This window comes from Kitasatospora sp. NPDC087861, from assembly GCF_044742585.1.
Taxonomy (GTDB): domain Bacteria; phylum Actinomycetota; class Actinomycetes; order Streptomycetales; family Streptomycetaceae; genus Kitasatospora.
Window position 1 is genome coordinate 15,333 of the sequence record NZ_JBIUUS010000018.1, and the last position, 19,754, is coordinate 35,086.

The 19,754-nt window shown below is 73.7% G+C and carries 17 protein-coding genes; 8 read left to right on the forward strand and 9 right to left on the reverse strand.

Annotated features, from left to right (window positions below; all coding sequences use genetic code 11):
- Positions 1-63: 63 nt before the first annotated feature.
- Positions 64-2,964 (forward strand): aminomethyl-transferring glycine dehydrogenase, encoded by a 2,901-nt coding sequence (gcvP, locus tag ACIOJE_RS24475; RefSeq protein ID WP_400778818.1) that lies wholly within the window; start codon positions 64-66, stop codon positions 2,962-2,964.
- 91 nt (positions 2,965-3,055) lie between these two features.
- Here gcvP and ACIOJE_RS24480 read toward each other — a convergent pair whose 3' ends face one another.
- Together ACIOJE_RS24480 and ACIOJE_RS24485 are read right to left on the reverse strand one after the other, a co-directional pair.
- A complete protein-coding gene (locus ACIOJE_RS24480) occupies positions 3,056-3,247 on the reverse strand; it encodes a DUF5999 family protein (protein WP_280684763.1) in 192 nt (63 codons plus the stop codon).
- Positions 3,248-3,656: 409 nt separating this feature from the next.
- Positions 3,657-4,229 carry a hypothetical protein gene (locus ACIOJE_RS24485; RefSeq protein WP_280684762.1) on the reverse strand — a complete coding sequence of 191 codons (573 nt, stop codon included), beginning with the start codon at positions 4,227-4,229 and terminating at the stop codon, positions 3,657-3,659.
- Positions 4,230-4,596: 367 nt separating this feature from the next.
- On the opposite strand from ACIOJE_RS24485, the gene ACIOJE_RS24490 reads away from it, so the two are divergent.
- Both ACIOJE_RS24490 and ACIOJE_RS24495 read left to right on the forward strand, forming a co-directional pair.
- The gene (locus tag ACIOJE_RS24490; RefSeq protein WP_400778820.1) at positions 4,597-6,102 is read left to right on the forward strand and encodes a glutamate--cysteine ligase; all 1,506 of its coding nucleotides are present in this window, start codon (positions 4,597-4,599) and stop codon (positions 6,100-6,102) included.
- A 77-nt stretch (positions 6,103-6,179) separates the two neighbouring features.
- A complete protein-coding gene (locus tag ACIOJE_RS24495; RefSeq protein ID WP_400778822.1) occupies positions 6,180-6,968 on the forward strand; it encodes a CPBP family intramembrane glutamic endopeptidase in 789 nt (262 codons plus the stop codon).
- On the opposite strand, the gene ACIOJE_RS24500 is transcribed toward ACIOJE_RS24495, so the two are convergent.
- The 5 genes from ACIOJE_RS24500 to ACIOJE_RS24520 form a co-directional block, all read right to left on the reverse strand.
- Entirely contained in the window at positions 6,946-7,479 is a 534-nt protein-coding gene (locus ACIOJE_RS24500) for an HAD domain-containing protein (RefSeq protein WP_400778824.1), read from the reverse strand. The two genes, ACIOJE_RS24495 and ACIOJE_RS24500, sit on opposite strands and share 23 nt — an antisense overlap.
- Before the next feature lie 177 nt (positions 7,480-7,656).
- Complete coding sequence (locus ACIOJE_RS24505) at positions 7,657-8,358, reverse strand: dienelactone hydrolase family protein (RefSeq protein WP_400778826.1); 702 nt, start codon at positions 8,356-8,358, stop codon at positions 7,657-7,659.
- A gap of 56 nt (positions 8,359-8,414) precedes the next feature.
- Entirely contained in the window at positions 8,415-9,824 is a 1,410-nt protein-coding gene (locus ACIOJE_RS24510; RefSeq protein ID WP_280684757.1) for a sugar porter family MFS transporter, read from the reverse strand.
- 171 nt (positions 9,825-9,995) lie between these two features.
- Positions 9,996-10,649: an FMN-binding negative transcriptional regulator gene (locus ACIOJE_RS24515; protein ID WP_400778829.1), complete on the reverse strand. Its 654-nt coding sequence runs from the start codon at positions 10,647-10,649 to the stop codon at positions 9,996-9,998.
- Positions 10,650-10,662: 13 nt separating this feature from the next.
- Positions 10,663-11,334 (reverse strand): pyridoxamine 5'-phosphate oxidase family protein, encoded by a 672-nt coding sequence (locus tag ACIOJE_RS24520; protein WP_280684755.1) that lies wholly within the window; start codon positions 11,332-11,334, stop codon positions 10,663-10,665.
- Positions 11,335-11,368: 34 nt separating this feature from the next.
- Between ACIOJE_RS24520 and ACIOJE_RS24525 the strand changes: the two genes are divergently transcribed.
- Positions 11,369-12,706, forward strand: a complete 1,338-nt coding sequence (locus ACIOJE_RS24525) for an aminotransferase class I/II-fold pyridoxal phosphate-dependent enzyme (RefSeq protein ID WP_400778831.1) — start codon at positions 11,369-11,371, stop codon at positions 12,704-12,706.
- 226 nt (positions 12,707-12,932) lie between these two features.
- Positions 12,933-14,147, forward strand: a complete 1,215-nt coding sequence (locus ACIOJE_RS24530; RefSeq protein ID WP_280684753.1) for a GDSL-type esterase/lipase family protein — start codon at positions 12,933-12,935, stop codon at positions 14,145-14,147.
- 75 nt (positions 14,148-14,222) lie between these two features.
- Here ACIOJE_RS24530 and ACIOJE_RS24535 read toward each other — a convergent pair whose 3' ends face one another.
- Positions 14,223-15,581, reverse strand: a complete 1,359-nt coding sequence (locus tag ACIOJE_RS24535; RefSeq protein WP_280684752.1) for an NAD(P)/FAD-dependent oxidoreductase — start codon at positions 15,579-15,581, stop codon at positions 14,223-14,225.
- A gap of 170 nt (positions 15,582-15,751) precedes the next feature.
- Between ACIOJE_RS24535 and ACIOJE_RS24540 the strand changes: the two genes are divergently transcribed.
- From ACIOJE_RS24540 to ACIOJE_RS24550, 3 genes are all read left to right on the forward strand, one after another.
- Entirely contained in the window at positions 15,752-16,507 is a 756-nt protein-coding gene (locus tag ACIOJE_RS24540) for a HipA family kinase (RefSeq protein ID WP_280684751.1), read from the forward strand.
- A 41-nt stretch (positions 16,508-16,548) separates the two neighbouring features.
- The gene (locus tag ACIOJE_RS24545) at positions 16,549-16,935 is read left to right on the forward strand and encodes a DUF3037 domain-containing protein (protein ID WP_400779046.1); all 387 of its coding nucleotides are present in this window, start codon (positions 16,549-16,551) and stop codon (positions 16,933-16,935) included.
- Positions 16,936-17,056: 121 nt separating this feature from the next.
- Entirely contained in the window at positions 17,057-17,512 is a 456-nt protein-coding gene (locus ACIOJE_RS24550) for a MarR family winged helix-turn-helix transcriptional regulator (RefSeq protein ID WP_280684750.1), read from the forward strand.
- 29 nt (positions 17,513-17,541) lie between these two features.
- Here ACIOJE_RS24550 and ACIOJE_RS24555 read toward each other — a convergent pair whose 3' ends face one another.
- The gene (locus ACIOJE_RS24555; RefSeq protein WP_400778834.1) at positions 17,542-19,671 is read right to left on the reverse strand and encodes a HelD family protein; all 2,130 of its coding nucleotides are present in this window, start codon (positions 19,669-19,671) and stop codon (positions 17,542-17,544) included.
- Between the last annotated feature and the right edge of the window lie 83 nt (positions 19,672-19,754).

Consider the following 19,754-nt stretch of genomic DNA (forward strand, 5'->3'; position numbering starts at 1 on the left):
AGCGGCGAAGGCCGGCCGGCGTGCGTACCCCCGCCGGTCCGTGACCAGGAGGCCTCGACCACCATGAACGCCCAGCCGAACGCGGGACGCCCCACCGGCGCCTCGACCCTCACCGAGCTTGAGCTGGCCAGTCCCTTCGAGAACCGCCACATCGGCCCCGACGCCGCCGCGCAGGACAAGATGCTGGCGTCCGTCGGCTACGGCTCGCTGGACGAGCTCGCCGCCACCGCCGTTCCCGAGGCGATCCGTTCCATCACCGCCCTGGACCTGCCCGGCGGCCGCAGCGAGGCCCAGGTCCTCGCCGAGCTGCGCGAGCTGGCCGGCCGCAACCAGGTGCTCCAGCCGATGATCGGTCTGGGCTACTACGGCACCTTCACCCCGCCGGTGATCCTGCGCAACGTCATGGAGAACCCGGCCTGGTACACCGCCTACACGCCGTACCAGCCGGAGATCTCCCAGGGCCGCCTGGAGGCGCTGCTCAACTTCCAGACCCTGGTCTCCGACCTGACCGGCCTGCCGACCTCCGGCTCCTCGCTGCTCGACGAGGGCACCGCGGCGGCCGAGGCGATGGCGCTCGCCCGCCGCGTCACCAAGGTCAAGGGCGGCGTCTTCCTGATCGACGCCGAGACCCTGCCGCAGACCATCGCGGTGATCAACACCCGCGCGGTGCCGACCGGTGTCGAGGTCGTCGTCGCCGACCTGTCCGAGGGCATCCCGGCCGAGATCGCCGAGCGCGGCGTCTTCGGCGTGCTGCTCCAGTACCCGGGTGCCACCGGCGTGGTCCGCGACCTCGCCCCGGTCATCGAGCAGGCGCACGGCCTCGGCGCGATCGTCGCGGTCGCCGCCGACCTGCTGGCGCTGACCCTGCTCGCGTCGCCGGGCTCGCTCGGCGCCGACATCGCCTGCGGCACCTCGCAGCGCTTCGGCGTGCCGATGGGCTTCGGCGGCCCGCACGCCGGCTACCTGTCGGTGCGCGCCGAGTACGCCCGCTCGCTGCCCGGCCGCCTGGTCGGCGTCTCGGTCGACTCCGACGGCAACCGCGCCTACCGCCTGGCGCTGCAGACCCGCGAGCAGCACATCCGCCGCGAGAAGGCCACCAGCAACATCTGCACCGCCCAGGTGCTGCTCGCCGTCATGGCCTCGATGTACGCCGTGTACCACGGCCCGGACGGCCTGGCCGACATCGCCCGCCGCACCCACCGCTACGCCGCCGCCCTCGCCGAGGGCCTGCGGGCCGGCGGCGTCGAGCTGCTGCACGGCGAGTTCTTCGACACCGTCACCGCCGTCGTGCCGGGCCGCGCCGCCGGGATCGCTGACGCCGCCCGGGCGAACGGCGTCAACGTCTACCAGGACGGCGCGGACCGGATCTCGGTCTCCACCGACGAGACCACCACCCGCGAGCACCTGGCCGCCGTCTGGGCCGCGTTCGGCGTCCCCGCGGTCGAGGTCGCCGAGGCCGCCGACGCGCTGCCCGGCGCGCTGCTGCGCCAGGACGAGTACCTGACCCACCCGGTCTTCCACAGCCACCGCTCGGAGACCGCCATGCTGCGCTACCTGCGTCGCCTGTCGGACCGGGACTACGCGCTGGACCGGGGCATGATCCCGCTGGGCTCCTGCACCATGAAGCTCAACGCGACCACCGAGATGGAGGCCGTCACCTGGCCGGAGTTCGGCCAGCTGCACCCCTTCGCGCCGATCGAGCAGGTCCAGGGCTTCCTCACCCTGATCCGCCAGCTGGAGCAGCAACTGGTCGAGGTGACCGGCTACGACGCCGTCTCGATCCAGCCGAACGCGGGCTCGCAGGGCGAGCTGGCCGGCCTGCTGGCCGTCCGCGCCTACCACCACGCCAACGGCGACACCCAGCGCGACGTCTGCCTGATCCCGTCCTCCGCGCACGGCACCAACGCGGCCTCCGCCGTGATGGCCGGGATGCGGGTGGTCGTGGTGAAGACCCTGGTCGACGGTGACGTGGACGTCGAGGACCTGAAGGCCAAGATCGAGCAGCACCGCGACAGCCTCGCCGTGCTGATGGTCACCTACCCGTCCACCCACGGCGTGTACGAGACCCAGATCACCGACATCTGCGCCCTGGTGCACGAGGCCGGCGGCCAGGTGTACGTGGACGGCGCCAACCTGAACGCGCTGGTCGGCCTGGCCAAGCCGGGCAAGTTCGGCGCGGACGTCTCGCACCTGAACCTGCACAAGACCTTCTGCATCCCGCACGGCGGCGGCGGCCCGGGCGTCGGCCCGGTCGCGGTGCGCGCCCACCTGGCGCCGTACCTGCCGAACCACCCGCTGCAGCCGGAGGCCGGCCCGTCCACCGGCGTCGGCCCGATCTCGGCGGCGCCGTGGGGCTCGGCGGCCATCCTGCCGATCTCCTGGGCGTACGTCCGGCTGATGGGCGGCGAGGGCCTCAAGCACGCGACCCAGGTCGCGGTGCTGAACGCCAACTACATCGCCAAGCGGCTGGCGCCGCACTTCCCTGTGCTCTACACCGGCCCCGGCGGGCTGGTCGCGCACGAGTGCATCATCGACCTGCGCCCGCTGACCAAGGAGACGGGCGTGACGGTGGACGACATCGCCAAGCGCCTGATCGACTACGGTTTCCACGCGCCGACGATGTCCTTCCCGGTGGCCGGCACGCTGATGATCGAGCCGACCGAGTCCGAGGACCTGTACGAGATCGACCGGTTCTGCGACGCGATGATCGAGATCCGGGCCGAGATCGACAAGGTCGGCTCGGGCGAGTGGGCGGCCGAGGACAACCCGCTGCGCAACGCCCCGCACACCGCCGCCGCGCTGGCCGGCGACTGGGCGCACGGCTACTCGCGGCAGGAGGCGGTCTTCCCGGCGGGGGTGAACCCGGCGGACAAGTACTGGCCGCCGGTCAGCCGGATCGACGGCGCGTACGGCGACCGCAACCTGGTCTGCTCCTGCCCGCCGCTGGACGAGTACGGCGTCTGATCCGGACCGGACGTACGGCAGGGCCCCGGCGGGTTGTTCCGCCGGGGCCCTGCCCGTTGTCGTCGTGCGGCGGCTGCCCCCGCCGGCGCGGTCAGGCCGCGCGGGCGACGCGGCGGCGCGGCGCGATCACCCGGCCGTCGGGCAGCAGCTCTCCGGTGTCCTCGAACAGCACGACGCCGTTGCAGAGCAGGCTCCAACCCTGCTCCGGGTGGCAGGCCACCGTGGCGGCGGCTTCGCGGTCCTCGGACTCGGCCGACGGGCACTCAGGACGGTGCTGGCACATACGCGTACCCTCGCTTCGCTCGGCGATCCTCCCCCGTGGTGCGGCCGCCGGCGAAGCCGTCGGGAGCCGCCGCGGTAGCCGGATCCTGTCCGCGCGCCGACCAGGTGTGGACCGGCGCTCAAGTGGGTAGGACAGGTGGTCCTTCCACGCTGGTTCCCAGTGTCGGCATCTGCGGACGCGCGCGCAGGGATTTCGTGACATGCGCCACAACTCCCGGGCAGAGATCACCCGTTCAGGTGGGTCCAGCGGGAAACGGCGCACCGGTGGGTCAGCTGCGGCATGGCCCGAGGAGGCCATGGCGAATGGCCCGTCCGGGTGGTTCGGACGAGTGAGGGAGACGTGCGGCGCCGCCGCGCACGCGGACGGGCCGCCGGGTGGTGGCCCGGTGGCCCGTCGGCGTGGGGCCGGCTCAGGAGGAGCCGAGCAGCAGCGGCTTGGCGAGCGGTGCCCGGGCCAGCAGCGGCAGCAGCTCGCCGGCCGGGTAGGCGCGGTGCGCGGTGACGCCGAGCGGGGCCGGGGCGAGCGGGATCAGCTGGTCGGCGGCCGGGCCGGCGTCGGGGCTGTGCAGCCACAGTGCCGTCGCGTACTGCCCGGGGAAGGTCAGCAGCCGGGGCTGCTGGCGGGCCCGGGAGCCCTGGGCGATCTGCCAGGCCTGGCGCAGCGCCCGGACGGTCGAGTCGAGGTAGGGGCCGGCGGTGAAGTGGGAGAAGGTGTGGCCCTCGACGCCTTGGACCACCTCCGCGGCAGCGGCGACCTCGGCGCCGTCCTTGATCAGGAAGCGCCAGCCCGTCCGGCGGGCGGCGGGGAGCTCCGGGCGCGGCCCGTCCAGGACGTGGACGGCGAGCGGGTGCGCGGGGAGCAGCGGGCCGACCGGATGGCGCAGCGCTGCGGCGGCGGGCTGGCGCAGCGCGGTCTCGGAGTCGAGTGCGGCCAGGACGGCGCGCAGGGCGCTCGGTGGGGGCTGGGGGGTCTGCAGAGTCATGGCGGGGTCCGCCTCTCCGTGCGAGATCGGCGTGCGAGTGCGGCATACCGGCGTGGCGCGGTGTGTCATCGGTGACGGGACCTGGCCGTGTCCGGTTGTGCATGATCGCGGTGCCGGCGCGGTCGCCGCCGTCGACGAGGGTTTCGAGGCGGAGCGGGCCGGCCGGAGCGCAGTGCGAATTCTATCGAACAGGTGCGCAGGGTGACCTGTTTATCACAGGCGGTGGCGCCGGGCAAGTCGGCAGATGCGCTGAATCATCGTCAGTTTCCTTGCATTGCAAGCCAGTACAAGCATTCGGGTATCGATCTTCGAGGTGGGCATGATGCTTGCACGGTCGGGTCGGCCGGTGTCTCAGGAGGAGGGGACCGTGGGCGAGAAGGTCGTGGCGACTCGGGCCGATCTGGCGGACCGGCAGCTGTACCGGCGCAAGCTCCAGGCCTGCCTCGACGTGCTGGGGCGGATGCTGCGCGAGGACCGCTTCGACCGGCCGCGGGCGGTGATGGGGCTGGAGATCGAGCTCAACCTGGCCGACGAGGACGGCCTGCCGGCCCTGCGCAACGCGCAGGTGCTGAGCGCGATCGGCTCCAGCGACTTCCAGACCGAACTGGGCCAGTTCAACGTCGAGGTGAACATCGTGCCGCACCGGCTGTGCGGGCACGTCTTCGAGGACCTGCGCGAGGAGATCGACACCGGGCTGCGCTACGCCGACCGGCGGGCGGCCGAGGTCGGCGCCCGGATCGTCATGGTGGGCATCCTGCCGACCCTGGAGCACGGCCACACCGGCCTGGACGCGATCTCCCACAACCCGCGCTACAGCCTGCTCAGCGACCAGATCCTGGCCGCCCGCGGCGAGGACATCGCGTTGGACATCGAGGGGGTCGAGCACCTCCAGCTGGAGACGATCACCATGGTGGCCGAGGCCGCCGCGACCTCCCTGCAACTGCACCTGCAGGTCACCCCGGAGCGCTTCTCCTCGGTGTGGAACGCGGCCCAGGCGATCTGCGGGGCGCAGCTGGCGCTCGGCGCGAACTCGCCGTTCCTGTTCGGACGGGAGCTGTGGCGGGAGACCCGGCCGGTGCTGTTCCAGCAGGCCTGTGACACCCGTACGGCGGAACTCAAGGCGCAGGGCGTGCGGCCGATCACCTGGTTCGGCGAGCGCTGGGTGGACTCGGCGTACGACCTGTTCGAGGAGAACCTGCGCTACTTCCCCGCGCTGCTGCCGATCTGCGACGACGAGGACCCGCTGAAGGTGCTCTCCTCCGGCGGCGCGCCCCGGCTCGCCGAGATGCGGCTGCACAACGGCACGATCTACCGCTGGAACCGGCCGGTCTACGACGTCGCGGGCGGGGTGGCGCACCTGCGGGTGGAGAACCGGGCGCTGCCGGCCGGGCCGACGGTGGCTGACACGCTGGCGAACGCCGCCTTCTACTACGGGCTGGTGCGGGTGCTCGCCGAGCAGTCCCGGCCGATCTGGACCCGCCTGCCGTTCGAGCGGGCGGACGAGAACTTCCGGCAGGGCGCCCGGTACGGCATCGACGCGGTGTTCCAGTGGCCGCGCCAGGGCCGGGCCGGCCGCGGCGGCGGGCTGACCACGGTGTCCGCCGTCGACCTGGTGCTGAACGAACTGCTGCCGATGGCCCACCAGGGTCTGGACGAGTGGGGCGTGGAGCCCGCCGACCGGGACCGCTACCTGGGGATCATCGAGCAGCGCTGCCTGCGCCGCACCAACGGCGCGGCCTGGCAGAGCGCCACCTTCCACCGGCTGCGTGAGCAGTACGGGATGGCGCGCCCGGCCGCGCTCGCCGCGATGACCAGGCGTTACATCGAGCACATGCGCACCGGCGAGCCGGTGCACACCTGGCCGGTCGGGTAGCCGGGCGGCTGTGTCAGGATGATCGCTCCGGCGGTCGGCCGACGGCCGGAGCGACGCCCGCCCCGCTGGAGCCCCCCGTGACCACCGTCCCGACCGCACCGGAGACCGCGAAGTCCACGCGCCGGCTGCTCGGCGTGGAACTGCTGATCGTCCTCGGCCTCTCCCTGGGCGCCAGCGGGGTCAGCGCGCTGATCAGCTTCGCGGGCTCGCTCACCGAACCGCTCCACCTCGGCCAGCAGGTCGCCACGCTGAACGGCTCGCGCGCGCCCGGGCGGCCCTGGCTGGACCTGGTCTGGCAGCTGTACTCCATCGGGCGCGGCCTGATGCCGGTGGTGCTGGTCGGGTACCTGCTGGTGCGCGAGGGCGCCGCGCTGCGGGTGCTGGGCTTCGACCTCGGGCAGAAGCTGCGCGACCTCGGCCGGGGCGCCGCCGTGGCGGCCGCGATCGGCGGGTCCGGGCTGGTGCTGTACCTGGCCTCGCAGGCGGCCGGCTACAACCTGACGGTCGCGCCGTCCGGGCTGCCGGACGTGTGGTGGCGGGTCCCGGTGCTGGTGCTCTCCGCGTGGCAGAACGCGATCCTGGAGGAGGTCGTCGTCCTCGGCTACCTGCTGCGCCGGCTGGGGCAGTCGGGCTGGTCGTGGCCGGCGGCGGTGGTGGCGAGTTCGGTCCTGCGCGGCTCGTACCACCTGTACCAGGGGGTCGGCGGGCTGGTCGGCAACATGGTGATGGGGGCGGTGTTCTGCCAGCTGTACCGGCGCTGGGGGCGGGTGATGCCGCTGGTCGTGGCGCACGCGCTGATCGACACGGTGGCCTTCGTCGGGTACGCGCTGCTCGCCGGGCACGTCAGCTGGCTGCCGACCCCCTGACCGGTTGGCGGCCGGCCGGGGTGCGGGGCGGCCGGCCGAGCAGGCGGTCGACGTGCCGGCGTTCCAGGCCCTGGCCGGGGTCGATCGGCACCAGCAGGCGGTCCGGGCGCCAGAGGGAGCGCCGGACCAGCCGCGGCGGGATGACGTCGTCCACCCAGGCGAACGGACGGCCTGCGGCGTAACGCAGCAGCGGGGCCCACTTGCGGGCGGAGAGCAACTCCATCAGCGGGACGCGCGGGTCGTCCGGCTGCGGGACGTAGCCGGTGAAGCGGACCAGCGGGAGCGTGGGCAGGCCGATCGCCGGGGCGATGTGGGTATTGGCGTGTTCTTCCCAGGTGGTCGCCCAGACGAGTTCGTAGGTGCCGGCCAGCTCGCGCAGCCACACGCCGTGCCGGGCGGAGAGCAGCACCGAGTAGCCGAGCAGGGTGTGGGCGTCGAACCCGGCGTCCGGGTGTGGGCAGACCGGGTTCAGTACCCCGTCGACGTCCAGGAACAGCAGCGGCTTCGGCACCAGTGGCCCCTCAAAGACGGTGGTGTGACTTACCTGGTCGGACGAACCGGGCGTACTGGTGGTTGCGTACCGGCGGGCGCACGCGGGGCGCACGGGGCGCGCACGGCGTGGCCGCCGGCTCGGCGGCGGCCACCGGTGCGTCGGAGGTGCTCCTGCGGGCCGGCTGGGGGGAGGAGGCTAACCGAGGTGGCCCCAGAGGAAGGTGAGGGTGCGCCGCCAGGCCGTCGCGGCCTGGAGCGGGTCGTAGGTGCCGAGCGGGTTCTCGTCGTTCATGAAGGCGTGCCCGGCCGGGTAGAAGTGGATCTCGGGGCGGACGTCGGTGGCCTCGCCGATCCGGATCGCGGCCTCGTCGACGGCGGCCATCGGGATCGAGCGGTCGAGTTCGCCGAAGTGCCCCAGGACGTGGGCGGTCAGGCCCCGGTAGTCGAAGTCCGGGTCGGGCGGGAGGCCGTAGAAGGGCACCGCGGCGGCGACCCGGTCGCCGGCCCGGGCGGCCAGCAGCAGGGCGAAGCCGCCGCCCATGCAGAAGCCGACCACGCCGACCGCGTCGCCGACCACGCCGTCCAGGGCGAGCAGGTGGTCGACGGCCCCGGAGAGGTCCTCGACGGCCCGCTCGACCGGGAGTTCGCGGCTGAGCCGGGCCGCCTCGGCGCTGTCGTGCGTGGTGGCGCCGCCGAACAGGTCGGGGGCGAGGACGGTGAAGCCCTCGGTGGCGAAGCGGTCGGCCATCGTCGCGATGTGCGAGGTGAGTCCCCACCACTCCTGCACCACCACCAGGCCCGGCCCGACGCCCTGCGGCGGGCGGGCCAGATAGCCGTGCGCGGTACGGCCGTTGCTGGGGAAGGTGATGTTCTGCCGGGAGCCGCCCGGGTCAGGCATGGGTTCCTCGCGATGGGTCGGGCCGAATGGGGTGGGGACTCGACGGGGGTGCGGGCTCAGCCCATCTCCTCCAGGGCGCGGCCCTTGGTCTCCTTGATGCAGAAGGCCACGAAGGGGATGGAGAGCAACGCGAAGGCCGCGTAGATGACGTAAGTCGCCGACAGGTTCCAGTCGGCGAGGTCGGGGAAGCTGACGGTGATCGCCCAGTTGGCGATCCACTGGGCCGAGGCGGCGACGGACAGCGCGAGTGCGCGGATCCGGTTGGGGAACATCTCGCCGAGCAGGACCCAGACCACCACGCCCCAGGAGAAGGCGAAACAGAGCACGAAGACGTGCGCCGCGACGAGGGCGACGGTGGCGTGCGTGTTGTCGAGGGTGGCGGTGCCGCCGCTGCCGTGCCGGTAGGAGAACGCCCAGGCGGCGGTGGCCAGCGCGAGTGCCATGCCGATCGAGCCGGCGAGGGCGAGCGGCTTGCGGCCGATCCGGTCCACCAGCGCCATCGCGATCACCGTGCCGATCACGTTGATGATCGAGGTGGAGAGGCTGATCAGCAGCGAGTTGGACTCGTTGATGCCGACCGACTGCCAGAGGAAGGACGAGTAGTAGAAGATCACGTTGATGCCGACGAACTGCTGGAACACCGAGGCTCCGATGCCGACCCAGACGATCGGCAGCAGGCCGAACCGTCCGCCCAGCAGGTCCTTGATCCGGGGCTTGTGCGCGGACTCCAGCACCGCGCGGATCTCCGCGACCCGGGCGTCCAGGTCGACGTCCTCGCCCTCCACCTCGCGCAGCACCTTGCGGGCCTGCGCCTCCCGGTGGTCGGCGATCAGGTAGCGCGGTGACTCCGGGATGGCGAGCGCCATCAGCCCGTACACCAGGGCGGGGATGGCCTCCACGCCGAGCATCCACTGCCAGGCCTGGATGCCGCCCAGGTGGCCGGTGGACTCGCCGCCCGCGGCCTGGTTGAGCGCCCAGTTGGCGAGCTGGGAGACGGTGATGCCGAGCACGATCGCCATCTGCTGGAACGAGGCGAGCCGGCCGCGGTAGGCGGTCGGCGCGACCTCGGCGATGTAGGTGGGCGCGATCACCGAGGCGATGCCGATCGCGATGCCGCCGACCACCCGCCAGGTGGCGAGGACCTGGATGCTCGGCGGGAACATCGAGCCGAGGCCGCTGATCGCGAACAGGGTGGCGGCCAGCAGCATGGTGCGGACCCGGCCGAGGTGGTCGGCGAGCCGCCCGGCGGCCACCGCGCCGGCCGCCGAGCCGAGCAGCGCGATGGCCACCACGAAGGCCGTCTCGCCGTTGCCCACCCCGAAGTGCTTCTGGATGCCCGTCACCGCGCCGTTGATCACCGCGCTGTCGTAGCCGAACAGGAAGCCGCCCATCGCGGCGGCGGCGGAGATGAAGACGACGTGGCCGAGATGGGCCTCGCCGGCCCGGTGGCTGTTGAGTGTGGACAAGCGCGCTCCCCGGCGTGGACGGGCCCGCTCTGACGGCCGAGTGGGCAGGACTCGTCTCACATTCGAGCAGTGCCGGCGCCGCCCTGCCCGAATTGGCGCCCGATCGGGTGACCGGGTGTCAGATCCGCGGGCGTCGGTGGCCCTGCGTCAGCTGCCGGGGGCGGCTCGGGGTCAGTCGGTGCGGCGCTGGTGGCGGCGGAGCAGCTGGGTGCGGGCGGCGGCGTCCTGGTCGCGCCGGGGGTGCCGGGCGTCCGGACGGTGGGCCGCGCGCTCGGCCAGCCGGTCGGCGATCGCGTACTGCGCGTCGGCCGGCTTCTTGTCGTCGTACTTGAACTTGGCGCGTACCTCGTGGACCGTCAGGCGGAGCCCGCGCAGGCCGGGGAGCAGCCGGGCGAACTCGCCCTCGCCGGGCACCACCCGGGTGTCCGGGGTCTCCGGCTGGAAGTGCGCCAGCTGGCGGTTGAGGATCTCCGCCTTGCCCGCCGCGGACTCGACGAGTTCGGCGGTGCAGTGGAAGTGGACGGACGCGTAGTAGCTGGTGGGCGTGCCCGGCTCGCCGCGCCAGTGGCCCGGTGCGAAGGCGTAGCCGTCGGTGACCGCGAGGGTGACCCGGGGGTCGGCCCGGACGGCGGCCAGCAGGGGGTTGGGCGCGGCGAGGTGGAGCAGGATCTCGCCGCGCTCGGCGTCCAGCAGGAAGTGCGTCGGGACGAGCACCGGGCCCTCGCCCGGTCCGCCGTTGGCGGCGAGCAGGCCGAAGTCGCGGCCCTCGGCCAGCCAGGCGCGCCACTCCTGCTCGTCGCCGCGGTCCCATGACCTGATCAGCATCGGCGGGCCTCCGTCAGCAGGGGTAGCGGCGCAGGTGCGCGGGCAGCGGGACGGTGGTGGAGGCGTCCGGCTGGGGGGTGCCGTGCACGGTGGTGACCGGTATCAGTCCGGCCCAGTAGGGCAGGCCGAGGTCCTCCGGGTCGTCGTCGGCGCCGTCCTCCCGGGTCTTGGCCGAGACCTCGTCCAGGTCCAGCCGGATGACGGCGGTGGCGGCGAGTTCCTTGGCGTTGGCCGGGCGGACCTCGGCGGAGCGGCCGGGGATCGCGTGGTCGACCAGTGCGGCCAGCGCGACGTCCAGCTCCTCGGGGTCGGTGACCTGGTGGGCGGTGCCGTGCGCCACCACCGAGCGGAAGTTGACCGAGTGGTTGAACGCGGACTTGGTCAGCACCAGCGCGTCGACCAGGGTGACGGTGACGCAGACCGGCAGGCCCTGGTCGCCGGAGGCGCCGCGCAGCGGACGGCTGCCGGTGGAGCCGTGGACGTACAGGCGGCTGCCGACGCGGGCGTAGATGGTCGGCAGGACGACCGGCGCACCGTCGGCGATGAAGCCGAGGTGGCAGAGGTACGCGCGGTCGAGGATGTCGTGGATCGCCTCCTGCTCCCAGGTGGCGCGGTCCTTGTAGCGGGTGGGGGTGGTGCGGGCGGTGCGGGAGTAGCTGGCGGAGCCGTCTGCAGGGGCCGACATGACAACCTCTATGTACTAGTGCATACTTTGCTTTGTGCTAGGAGACTATCCGCTGAAGGGGCGACGCGCCAGCGAAATCGCGTCCCACATCGAACAGGGCGTCAGCACCGGGCGCCTCGCCCCCGGGACCGCGCTGCCCCCGCTGCGCGACCTCGCCGCCGAGCTCGGCGTCAACCCCAACACCGTCGCCGCCGCCTACCGGCTGCTCCGCGACCGCGGGGTGATCGAGACCGCCGGCCGCAAGGGCAGCCGGATCCTCCCCAGGCCCGCGCTCACCCCGCGCGACCAGATCCGCGTCCCCGTCCCGCCGCACGCCCGCGACCTGTCCGCCGGCAACCCCGACCCGGCCCTGCTGCCCGACCTCGGGCCGGCCCTCGCGGCCGCCGCCGAGGCGGCCCGGAGCGGACCCGTCCTGTACGGGCACCCGGCGGTCGATCCCGGGCTGCTCGCGCTCGCCCGCGCCTCCTTCGAGGCCGACGGCCTGCCCGGCGGCCCGATCGCCGTGGCCTCCGGCTCGCTCGACACCATCGAGCGCATCCTCGTCACCCGGCTGCGGGCAGGCGACGCGGTCGCCGTCGAGGACCCGGGCTGGGGCAGCCTGCTCGACCTGCTGCCCGCGCTTGGCCTGCGGCCCGCGCCCGTCCGGCTGGACGACGAGGGCCCGCTGCCCGACTCGCTCGCCGCCGCGCTGGCCGAGGGCGCCCGCGCGGTGGTGGTCACCAGCCGGGCGCAGAACCCGACCGGCGCCGCGCTCACCCCCCGCCGGGCCGAGGCGCTGCGGGCCGTCCTGGCCGAGCACCCCGGGGTGCTGCTGATCGAGGACGACCACGGGCACGGGATGGTCGACCAGCCGTACCACCCGCTGGCGGGCGCCGGCTCGCAGCACTGGGCGGTGGTGCGCTCGGCGGCCAAGGCGTACGGGCCGGACCTGCGGCTCTCGGTGGCGGTCGGCGACCAGGACACCATCGGGCGGGTCACCGGACGGCTGCGGCTGGGCGCCGGCTGGGTCAGCCACCTGCTCCAGCGCACCGTCGCCGAACTGTGGCGCACCGACGCGGCGCCGGTCGACCGGGTGGCCGGCGTCTACCGGGCCCGCCGGGACGCGCTGCTCGGCGAACTCGCCGCGCGCGGCATCGAGGCGCACGGCGCGAGCGGGCTGAACGTCTGGGTACCGGTGCCGGACGAGACCTCCGCGCTGGCGGCGCTGGTGCAGCGGGGCTGGGTCGCGGCGCCCGGCGCGCGCTACCGCATCCAGTCCCCGTCGGGGCTGCGGATCACCACGGCCGGGCTGGACCCGGCGGACGCGCGGCGGCTCGCTGAGGACCTGGCGGCCGTGCTGGGGACGGGCGGTGACGGTTCGCGGCTGGTGTGAACCCGGGGCTTGACCCGCGGCTCGATCCAGGGCTTGGCCCGGGGCTTAACCCGGCGCTCCGCTGGTCTGAACCCGGCGGTAACAAAGCGGGAAACCTGCTGCAGATACCTAGCGGTAACCAGTGCGGGCGTGTCATGTTCATCGCGCCACCGGCCGGCGGCCCACCCTCACCTACGCGTCTTCCCGTCCCCACCGCACGGGGAGACCGAGCCGCAGGAGTTCCGTCGTGCCCGAAAACGGTTCGAGCATCACCCGCAGCGCCCCCCGACTCCACCGACGGCTGTTCACCGCGGCCCTCGCCCTCCCACTCGCCGCGAGCGGTCTCGCCGTGGCCGCGCCCGCCTTTGCCGCGCCTGCCACCCCGGCCGCCGTCCGCCTGGCCGCGCCGGGCGGCCCCACCGCCAGCGTCACGCTCGGCGACAGCTACATCTCCGGCGAAGCCGGCCGCTGGAAGGGCAACTCGGCCGGGACCAGCGGCAGCCGGAACGGCACCGACCGTGCCTGGAACGGCAGTTCGTACGACCCCTCGCTGGTCTACGGCGCCACGGCCGGCAGCGGCTGCGACCGCTCGGACGTCGCCGAGGTGGTCAGCGCCTCGACCGGCGCCCAGAACGAGATCAACCTGGCCTGCTCCGGTGCCGTCACCGCGAACATCTTCCGTGCCGCCAACGGCGGCCAGACGCTCAAGGGCGAGGCCCCGCAGGCCGACCAACTCGCCACCGTGGCACGGCAGAACAACGTCAAGCTGATCACGCTGTCGATCGGCGGCAACGACCTGGGCTTCGGCGGGATCATCTCCAACTGCGTGCAGGACTACCTCATCTGGTACTCCTACTGCCACGACTCGGCGCAGTCCTCGATCGACTCGAAGATGCCCACGGCGATGGCCGGGGTCGGCAAGGCGATCGACGAGGTCCGCGCGGTGATGGCCGACGCGGGCTACGCGCAGTCGGACTACCGCCTGGTGCTGCAGTCCTACCCCTCGCCGATCCCGCGCAGCGCCGAGATGCGCTACCCGGAGAGCGGCTGGACCCGCTCCAACACCGGCGGCTGCCCGTTCTGGGACGGTGACGCCGACTGGGCACGGGACACCCTGGTGCCGCAGATCTCCCAGTCGCTGGCGGGCGTCGCCGCGTCCAAGGGCGCGCAGTTCCTGGACCTGTCGGACATGCTGCAGGGCCGCGAGGTCTGCTCGACGGCCACCAAGCAGCCGACCACGAGCTCCGGCCCGACCGCGACCACCAGCGAGTGGGCCCGCTTCCTGGACGGCGGGCTCAACTCCACGCAGGGCGTGCTGCAGGAGTCGATGCACCCCAACTACTACGGGCAGCAGGCGGTCGGGCGCTGCCTGACGCTGCTGTGGGGTCGTCCGACCGGTGACTACTCGTGCCACAACACGGCCGGGCAGGACGCGAGCGGGATGTACCTGACCGCGCGATGACCGTGCGCTGATCGTGTGCTTCGGTGCCCCCGCGGCCGGTCCTGACCGCGGGGGCACCGACGTTCCGTGCGCCGGTCAGCCCTTGGCGAGCAGCGCCTGGGCGTGCGCCCGGACCTGATCCTTCGTCAGGTAGGCGTCGGTGTACTCGAAGTCGCGCAGGCGGGCGGGTTGGCGGGCGAGGAAGCCGGTCCGGACGAAGTCGTCCCCGGCGGTCGCGTTGAGCAGCCAGTTGGCGCCCACCCGGAACTTGGCCGCGTTGGTGCGCATCGCCATCAGGTGGTAGCCGCGGGCCACCACCTGGGCCGGCACCCCGTGCAGCTCCACGCCGAGCGGCCTGGACACGGCGTCCTTGCCGCCGAGGTCGACCACCAGGCCCAAGTCCTTGTGGTAGTACGGCTCCAGGGGCTGGCTGCGGAGCACGGAGATCACGTTGTTCGCCGCCACACGGCCCTGCCGGGCGGCGTGCTGGGCGGTCGGCGGGCAGACCGCGCCGTCGCCCTTCGCGAGGTCCGGCACGGCGGCCGCGTCGCCCAGTGCGAACACGCCCTCGAACTGCGGCACCCGAAGCTCCGCCGTCACCGCGACCCGGCCGCGGACCGTCTCCGTGTCGAGCGTGGCGATCAGCGGGCTCGCCGCCACCCCGGCCGTCCAGATCAGCGTGCGGCAGGGCAGCACCCGGCCGTCGGTGAACTTGACCGACTCGGCGCCGACTTCGGCCACCGAGACGCCGAGCGACACCTCGATGCCGCGGCGGCGCAGTACCTCCAGGGCGGCCGTGCCCAGCGCGTCGCCCAGCTCCGGCATCAGCTTCGGGGCGATGTCGATCAGGTGCCACTTGATCTGCCGGGCGTCCAGGCGCGGGTAGCGGCGGGCCGCGGCGGTGGTCAGGCGCTGCAGGCAGGCGGCCGTCTCGGTGCCCGCGTAGCCGCCGCCGACCACCACGAACTGCAGTCGGGACTCGCGCTCCCGCTGGTCCAAGGTGGCGGAGGCGAGGTCGAGTTGGGCGATCACGTGGTCGCGGACGTAGGCCGCCTCGGCGAGCGACTTCATCCCGCGGGCGTAGTCGGTGAGGCCGGGGATGTCGAAGGTACGGGTGACGCTGCCGGGGGCGAGCACCAGGTAGTCGTACCTCAGCGCCACCACCTCGTCGGTGATCTTGCGGACCACGCACACCTTGGAGGCCGGGTCGACGCCGATCGCGCCGCCCGGGACGATGTGGGTGCGGCGCAGCGAGCGACGCAGGGAGACCGCCACCGACTGCGGGGTCAGTACGCCGGCCGCGACGTGCGGCAGCAGGGGCAGGTAGAGCTGATAGCTGAACGGTGTGACCAGCGAGATCTCGGCCTCCGACGGCGCGAGCTTGTGTTCGAGGCGGCGGGCGCACTCCAGGCCGGCGAAGCCACCGCCCACGATCAGGATCCGAGGTCGTTCCATCGCTCATCCCTTTGCCGTGCAGGTCGTAACCGTGAAGGTCCCCGTGACTGCGTGAAGGTCCCCATTACTGTCCGCCACACTCGCACGGAGCAGCGGGGGCTGCCACCGGGATGGGGCGGATGGCGGAGGAGTGAAGGAGGTGGCGGGTCGGCACCGATAGGCTGTCGGCCGTGCTCCCCGAGGTGACGGCGATCCGTTATGTGACGCCACTGCGAGAAGGCGGCTCGATGCCGGGCCTGGTCGAGGCCGACGACCGGCGGCTGTACGCGCTGAAATGGGTCGGCGCGGCGCAGGGCCGCAAGGCCTTGGTGGCGGAGGTGCTGGCCGGGGAGCTGGGCCGGCGGCTCGGTCTGCCGGTGCCGGAGCTGGTGACGATCGACCTGGATCCGGTGCTGGCCCGTAGCGAGCCGGACCAGCAGATCCAGGACCAGATGCGGGCCAGCGGCGGCACCAATCTCGGGATGGCGTTCGTCAGCGGTGCGCTCAACTTCGACCCGCTCTGCTTCGAGGTGGACCCGGAGTCGGCCGGCCGGGTGCTCTGGTTCGACGCGCTGATCGGCAACGTCGACCGCTCCTGGCGCAACCCCAACCTGCTGGTGGCGACCGGCGGGCTGCGGCTGATCGACCACGGCGCGAGCCTGATCTTCCACCACCACTGGGCGGGCGCCGCCGCCTGGGTGCGCCGCCCGTACGACGCCTCCGACCACGCGCTGCTGCGGGCCCAGCCCGACCTGGCGGCCGCGGACAAGGCGCTCGCGCCGCTCGCGGAGGCGGCGATCGAGGGGGCGGTGGCGCGGATCCCGGAGGTCTGGCTGGTGGACGAGCCCGGCTTCGACTCGCCCGAGGCGGTGCGCGCCGCGTACCGCGCCCAGCTGACCGGGCGCCTGGCCGGTCCGCGCGACTGGCTGCCGGAGGTGCCCGCATGACCGAGCCGAGGACGCCCGAGCCGAGGATGCCTGAGCTGTCGATGGCTGGTGGGCTGCACGACTACGAGTACGCCGTGATCCGCGCGGTGCCGCGGGTCGAGCGCGGTGAGTGCGTCAACGTCGGGGTGCTGCTGTACTGCCGGCAGAACGCGCACCTGGCCGCCCGGACGCACCTGGACCAGGCCCGGCTGCTGGCGCTGGATCCGGTGGCGGACGTGCACGGGGTGCGGCGGGCGCTGTACGGGATCGAGGCGGTGTGCGCGGGGGGCCCGCAGGCCGGTCCGGCGGCGGGGGACAGCCCCGGGCAGCGGTTCCGCTGGCTGACCGCGCCGCGCAGCGCGATCGTCCAGCCGGGGCCGGTGCACACCGGGCTGACCGCCGACCCGGAGGCGGAGCTGCGGCGGCTGTTCGATCAGCTGGTGCTCTAGTCTTGCCCCACCTTCTGCCCCACCTTCTGCCTCGCCTGCTGGCCCGCCTCTTCGCCCCGCCGCGGACGGTTGCCGTGGTCAAAGCTTGAGTTGCTGAAGCACTCCGCCGTACGCTGACCCCATGGGTTCGACAGCGACGACGACCGTACCGACCAACGCCGAGTTGATGGAGGCGTTGGCCGCCGTCGGCGCCGCGTATTTCCAGGACTTCGCGGCGGCCGCCGCCCGGCACGGGCTCTCCTCCTCCCAGGCCAAGGCGCTGGGCGCGGTGCAGGAGCCGGTGCCGATGCGGGCGCTGGCCGGACGGCTGGGCTGCGACGCCTCGAACGTCACCGGGATCGTGGACCGGCTGGAGTCGCTGCGCCTCGCCCACCGGGAGGCGGCGGCCGGTGACCGCCGGGTGAAGATCGTGGTGATCACCGACGAGGGCCGGGAGATCCTGAACCGCATCCGCGGCGAGATGGCCCGTACCCACCAGGCCTTCGAGGCGATGACCGACGAGCAGCGGATCGCCCTGCACTCGATCTGTGCGCAGGTGCTGCCGGTGCTGGCCGGCCGGGCGGGCACCGCCCAGTAGCGCGCCGCGCCACGCCCGGTCGGCCGGGGTCAGAGCACCTCGGCGATCGCCGGTGGCAGTGGGCGGTGGTGGAGCAGGGTGAGCGTGCGGGTGGCGCGGGTGAGCGCGACGTAGAGGTCCCGCGCGGACTGCGCCTGGATGGCGGCCGGCTCGACCACCACGACGGCGTCGAACTCCAGGCCCTTGCACGCCGAGACGGTGAGCGCGCCGAGGTCGCCCGCCAGGTCGTCCGGCGCGATCACGCCCAAGGTGCCGGCGGGGGCGGGCAGTTCGGCGAGGGCGGCGGCGAACCCGGCGTCCGGGACATGGACGGCGGACGGACGCTCGGCGCCCGGGCGGACCGACTCGGGCGGCTGCCGGTCGGGTGCGGCGGTGCGCAGGACGGCGGCGGCGAGTGCCATGATCGGTTCCGGCGTACGGTAGTTGACGGTCAGGCGGGTCTCGCGCCAGCGGCCGGGCAGGTGCGGGTCGAGCATCTCGGCCCAGCTGCGGGCGCCGGCGGGCGAGCCGGTCTGGGCGAGGTCGCCGACGACGGTGAGCGAACGGGTCGGGACGCGCCGCAGGACGGTGCGCCAGGCCATCGCGGAGAGTTCCTGCGCCTCGTCCACGACGACGTGGCCGTACGCCCAGGTGCGGTCGGCGGCGGCGCGTTCGGCCGTCGAGCGGTGGGGACCGTCGTGGTGGAAACGCCCGGCCAGCAGGGCCGGGTCGAGCAGGGCGTCGCCGGTCTGGCCGGTGATGGTCAACACACCCTGGGCGAAGGAGAGTTCGGCTTCGTCGGGGTCGTCCTCGGGGCGGTCGGCGGGCCGGGTGTCGCCGAGCAGTTCGGCGGCCTCGTCGAGCAGCGGGACGTCCTCGACCGTCCAGGGGCCGCCGGGCGGGCGGAGCAGCGTGTCGTGGTGGTCGGGCGCCGCCGAGGCGAGCAGGCCCGGGTCGGTGAGCAGCCGTTCCACCAGCTGCTCCGGGGTGAGTCGAGGCCAGAGCGGGTCGAGCGCGGCGCGGACGTCCTCGCGGGCCCACAGCTCGCGCGGGGCGTAGTGCGCCTCCTCGTCGTCGTACGGGCGGCCGAGCGCGAGCGCCTGGGCGACGGCGAGCGCGTCGAGCAGGGTGCGCAGGTAGTACGCGCGGGCCCGGTTGTGCGGCAGGCGCAGGCCGCGGGCGGCGTCCCGGGCCTCGGCGCAGGCGCGGGCGGACAACCGCAGGCCCTCGCCGAGGTCGAGGCCGCCGGCGGGGGCCGACTGGTGGGCCGCGACGGCCCGGCGCAGCACCCCGGCCATCCAGCGGCCGCCCTTGGCGACGGTGGTGGCGGCGGTGTCGCTGCGGGTCGCGGTGACGCCCGGGAAGAGCTCGCCGACGGTGCGCAGCACCACTTCGGTCTCGCCGAGGGCGGGCAGCACCTCGTCGATGTAGCGCAGGAAGCCGGGGTGGGGGCCGAGGACCAGGACGCCGCGGCGCTCCAGCGCGGCGCGGTGGGTGAACAGCAGGTAGGCGGCGCGGTGCAGGGCGGCGACGGTCTTGCCGGTGCCGGGGCCGCCCTGGACGACCAGGGCGCCGGGCAGCGGGGCGCGGATCACCCGGTCCTGCTCGGCCTGGATGGTGGCGACCGCGGTGCCCATCCGGCCGGTCCGCTCGCGGGCGAGGGCGGCGAGCAGGGCGGCCTCGCCGACCAGGGTGCGGCGGCCGGACTCGTCGAGCCGGTCGAGGTCGAGCGCCTCGTCGTCCAGGCCGGTGAGGGTGCGGCCACGGGTGTGCAGGTGGCGGCGGCGCACGACGGGGCCGGGGCGGGCGGGGGTGGCGGTGTAGAACGGCCGGGCGGCGGGGGCGCGCCAGTCGAGGAGGAGCGGCTCGTACGCGTCGTCGCTCAGGCCGGTGCGGCCGATGTACTGGACGGTGCCGTCGCGCTGGTCGAGGCGGCCGAAGCAGAGGCCGCGTTCGACGGCGTCGAGCCGGGCGGCGCGGCGGGTGGCCTCGCGGGCGCGCACCTCGCGTTCCAGCCGGGCCTGGTGGGTGCCGCCGGCGCCGGCCCCGTCGAGGGCGCCGTCGCGGGTGCGGCGGGCCTCCGCGCGGGTGCTGTCCAACCGGGCGTAGAGCCGGGTGAGGTGGGCCTGTTCGGCGCGCAGCGCCGCGGCGAGGGGCGGTTCCGCTGGAAGTCCATGCATCGGTGTGGTATCCTCGCGGTGAGAAGTTTGTCGAGCGTCACCTGACGGTCGCTCAATTGACCCAGCCTACCCGATGCGCCGAC

What these genes read in the sequence shown, in the direction of transcription:
- gcvP (WP_400778818.1), top strand. Translation starts at nt 64, where the DNA reads ATGAACGCCCAGCCGAACGCGGGACGCCCCACCGGCGCCTCGACCCTC.
- ACIOJE_RS24480 (WP_280684763.1), bottom strand. Translation starts at nt 3,247, where the DNA reads ATGTGCCAGCACCGTCCTGAGTGCCCGTCGGCCGAGTCCGAGGACCGC.
- ACIOJE_RS24485 (WP_280684762.1), bottom strand. Translation starts at nt 4,229, where the DNA reads ATGACTCTGCAGACCCCCCAGCCCCCACCGAGCGCCCTGCGCGCCGTC.
- ACIOJE_RS24505 (WP_400778826.1), bottom strand. Translation starts at nt 8,358, where the DNA reads ATGCCTGACCCGGGCGGCTCCCGGCAGAACATCACCTTCCCCAGCAAC.
- ACIOJE_RS24515 (WP_400778829.1), bottom strand. Translation starts at nt 10,649, where the DNA reads ATGCTGATCAGGTCATGGGACCGCGGCGACGAGCAGGAGTGGCGCGCC.
- ACIOJE_RS24520 (WP_280684755.1), bottom strand. Translation starts at nt 11,334, where the DNA reads ATGTCGGCCCCTGCAGACGGCTCCGCCAGCTACTCCCGCACCGCCCGC.
- ACIOJE_RS24535 (WP_280684752.1), bottom strand. Translation starts at nt 15,581, where the DNA reads ATGGAACGACCTCGGATCCTGATCGTGGGCGGTGGCTTCGCCGGCCTG.
- ACIOJE_RS24545 (WP_400779046.1), top strand. Translation starts at nt 16,549, where the DNA reads ATGGCTGGTGGGCTGCACGACTACGAGTACGCCGTGATCCGCGCGGTG.
- ACIOJE_RS24550 (WP_280684750.1), top strand. Translation starts at nt 17,057, where the DNA reads ATGGGTTCGACAGCGACGACGACCGTACCGACCAACGCCGAGTTGATG.
- ACIOJE_RS24555 (WP_400778834.1), bottom strand. Translation starts at nt 19,671, where the DNA reads ATGCATGGACTTCCAGCGGAACCGCCCCTCGCCGCGGCGCTGCGCGCC.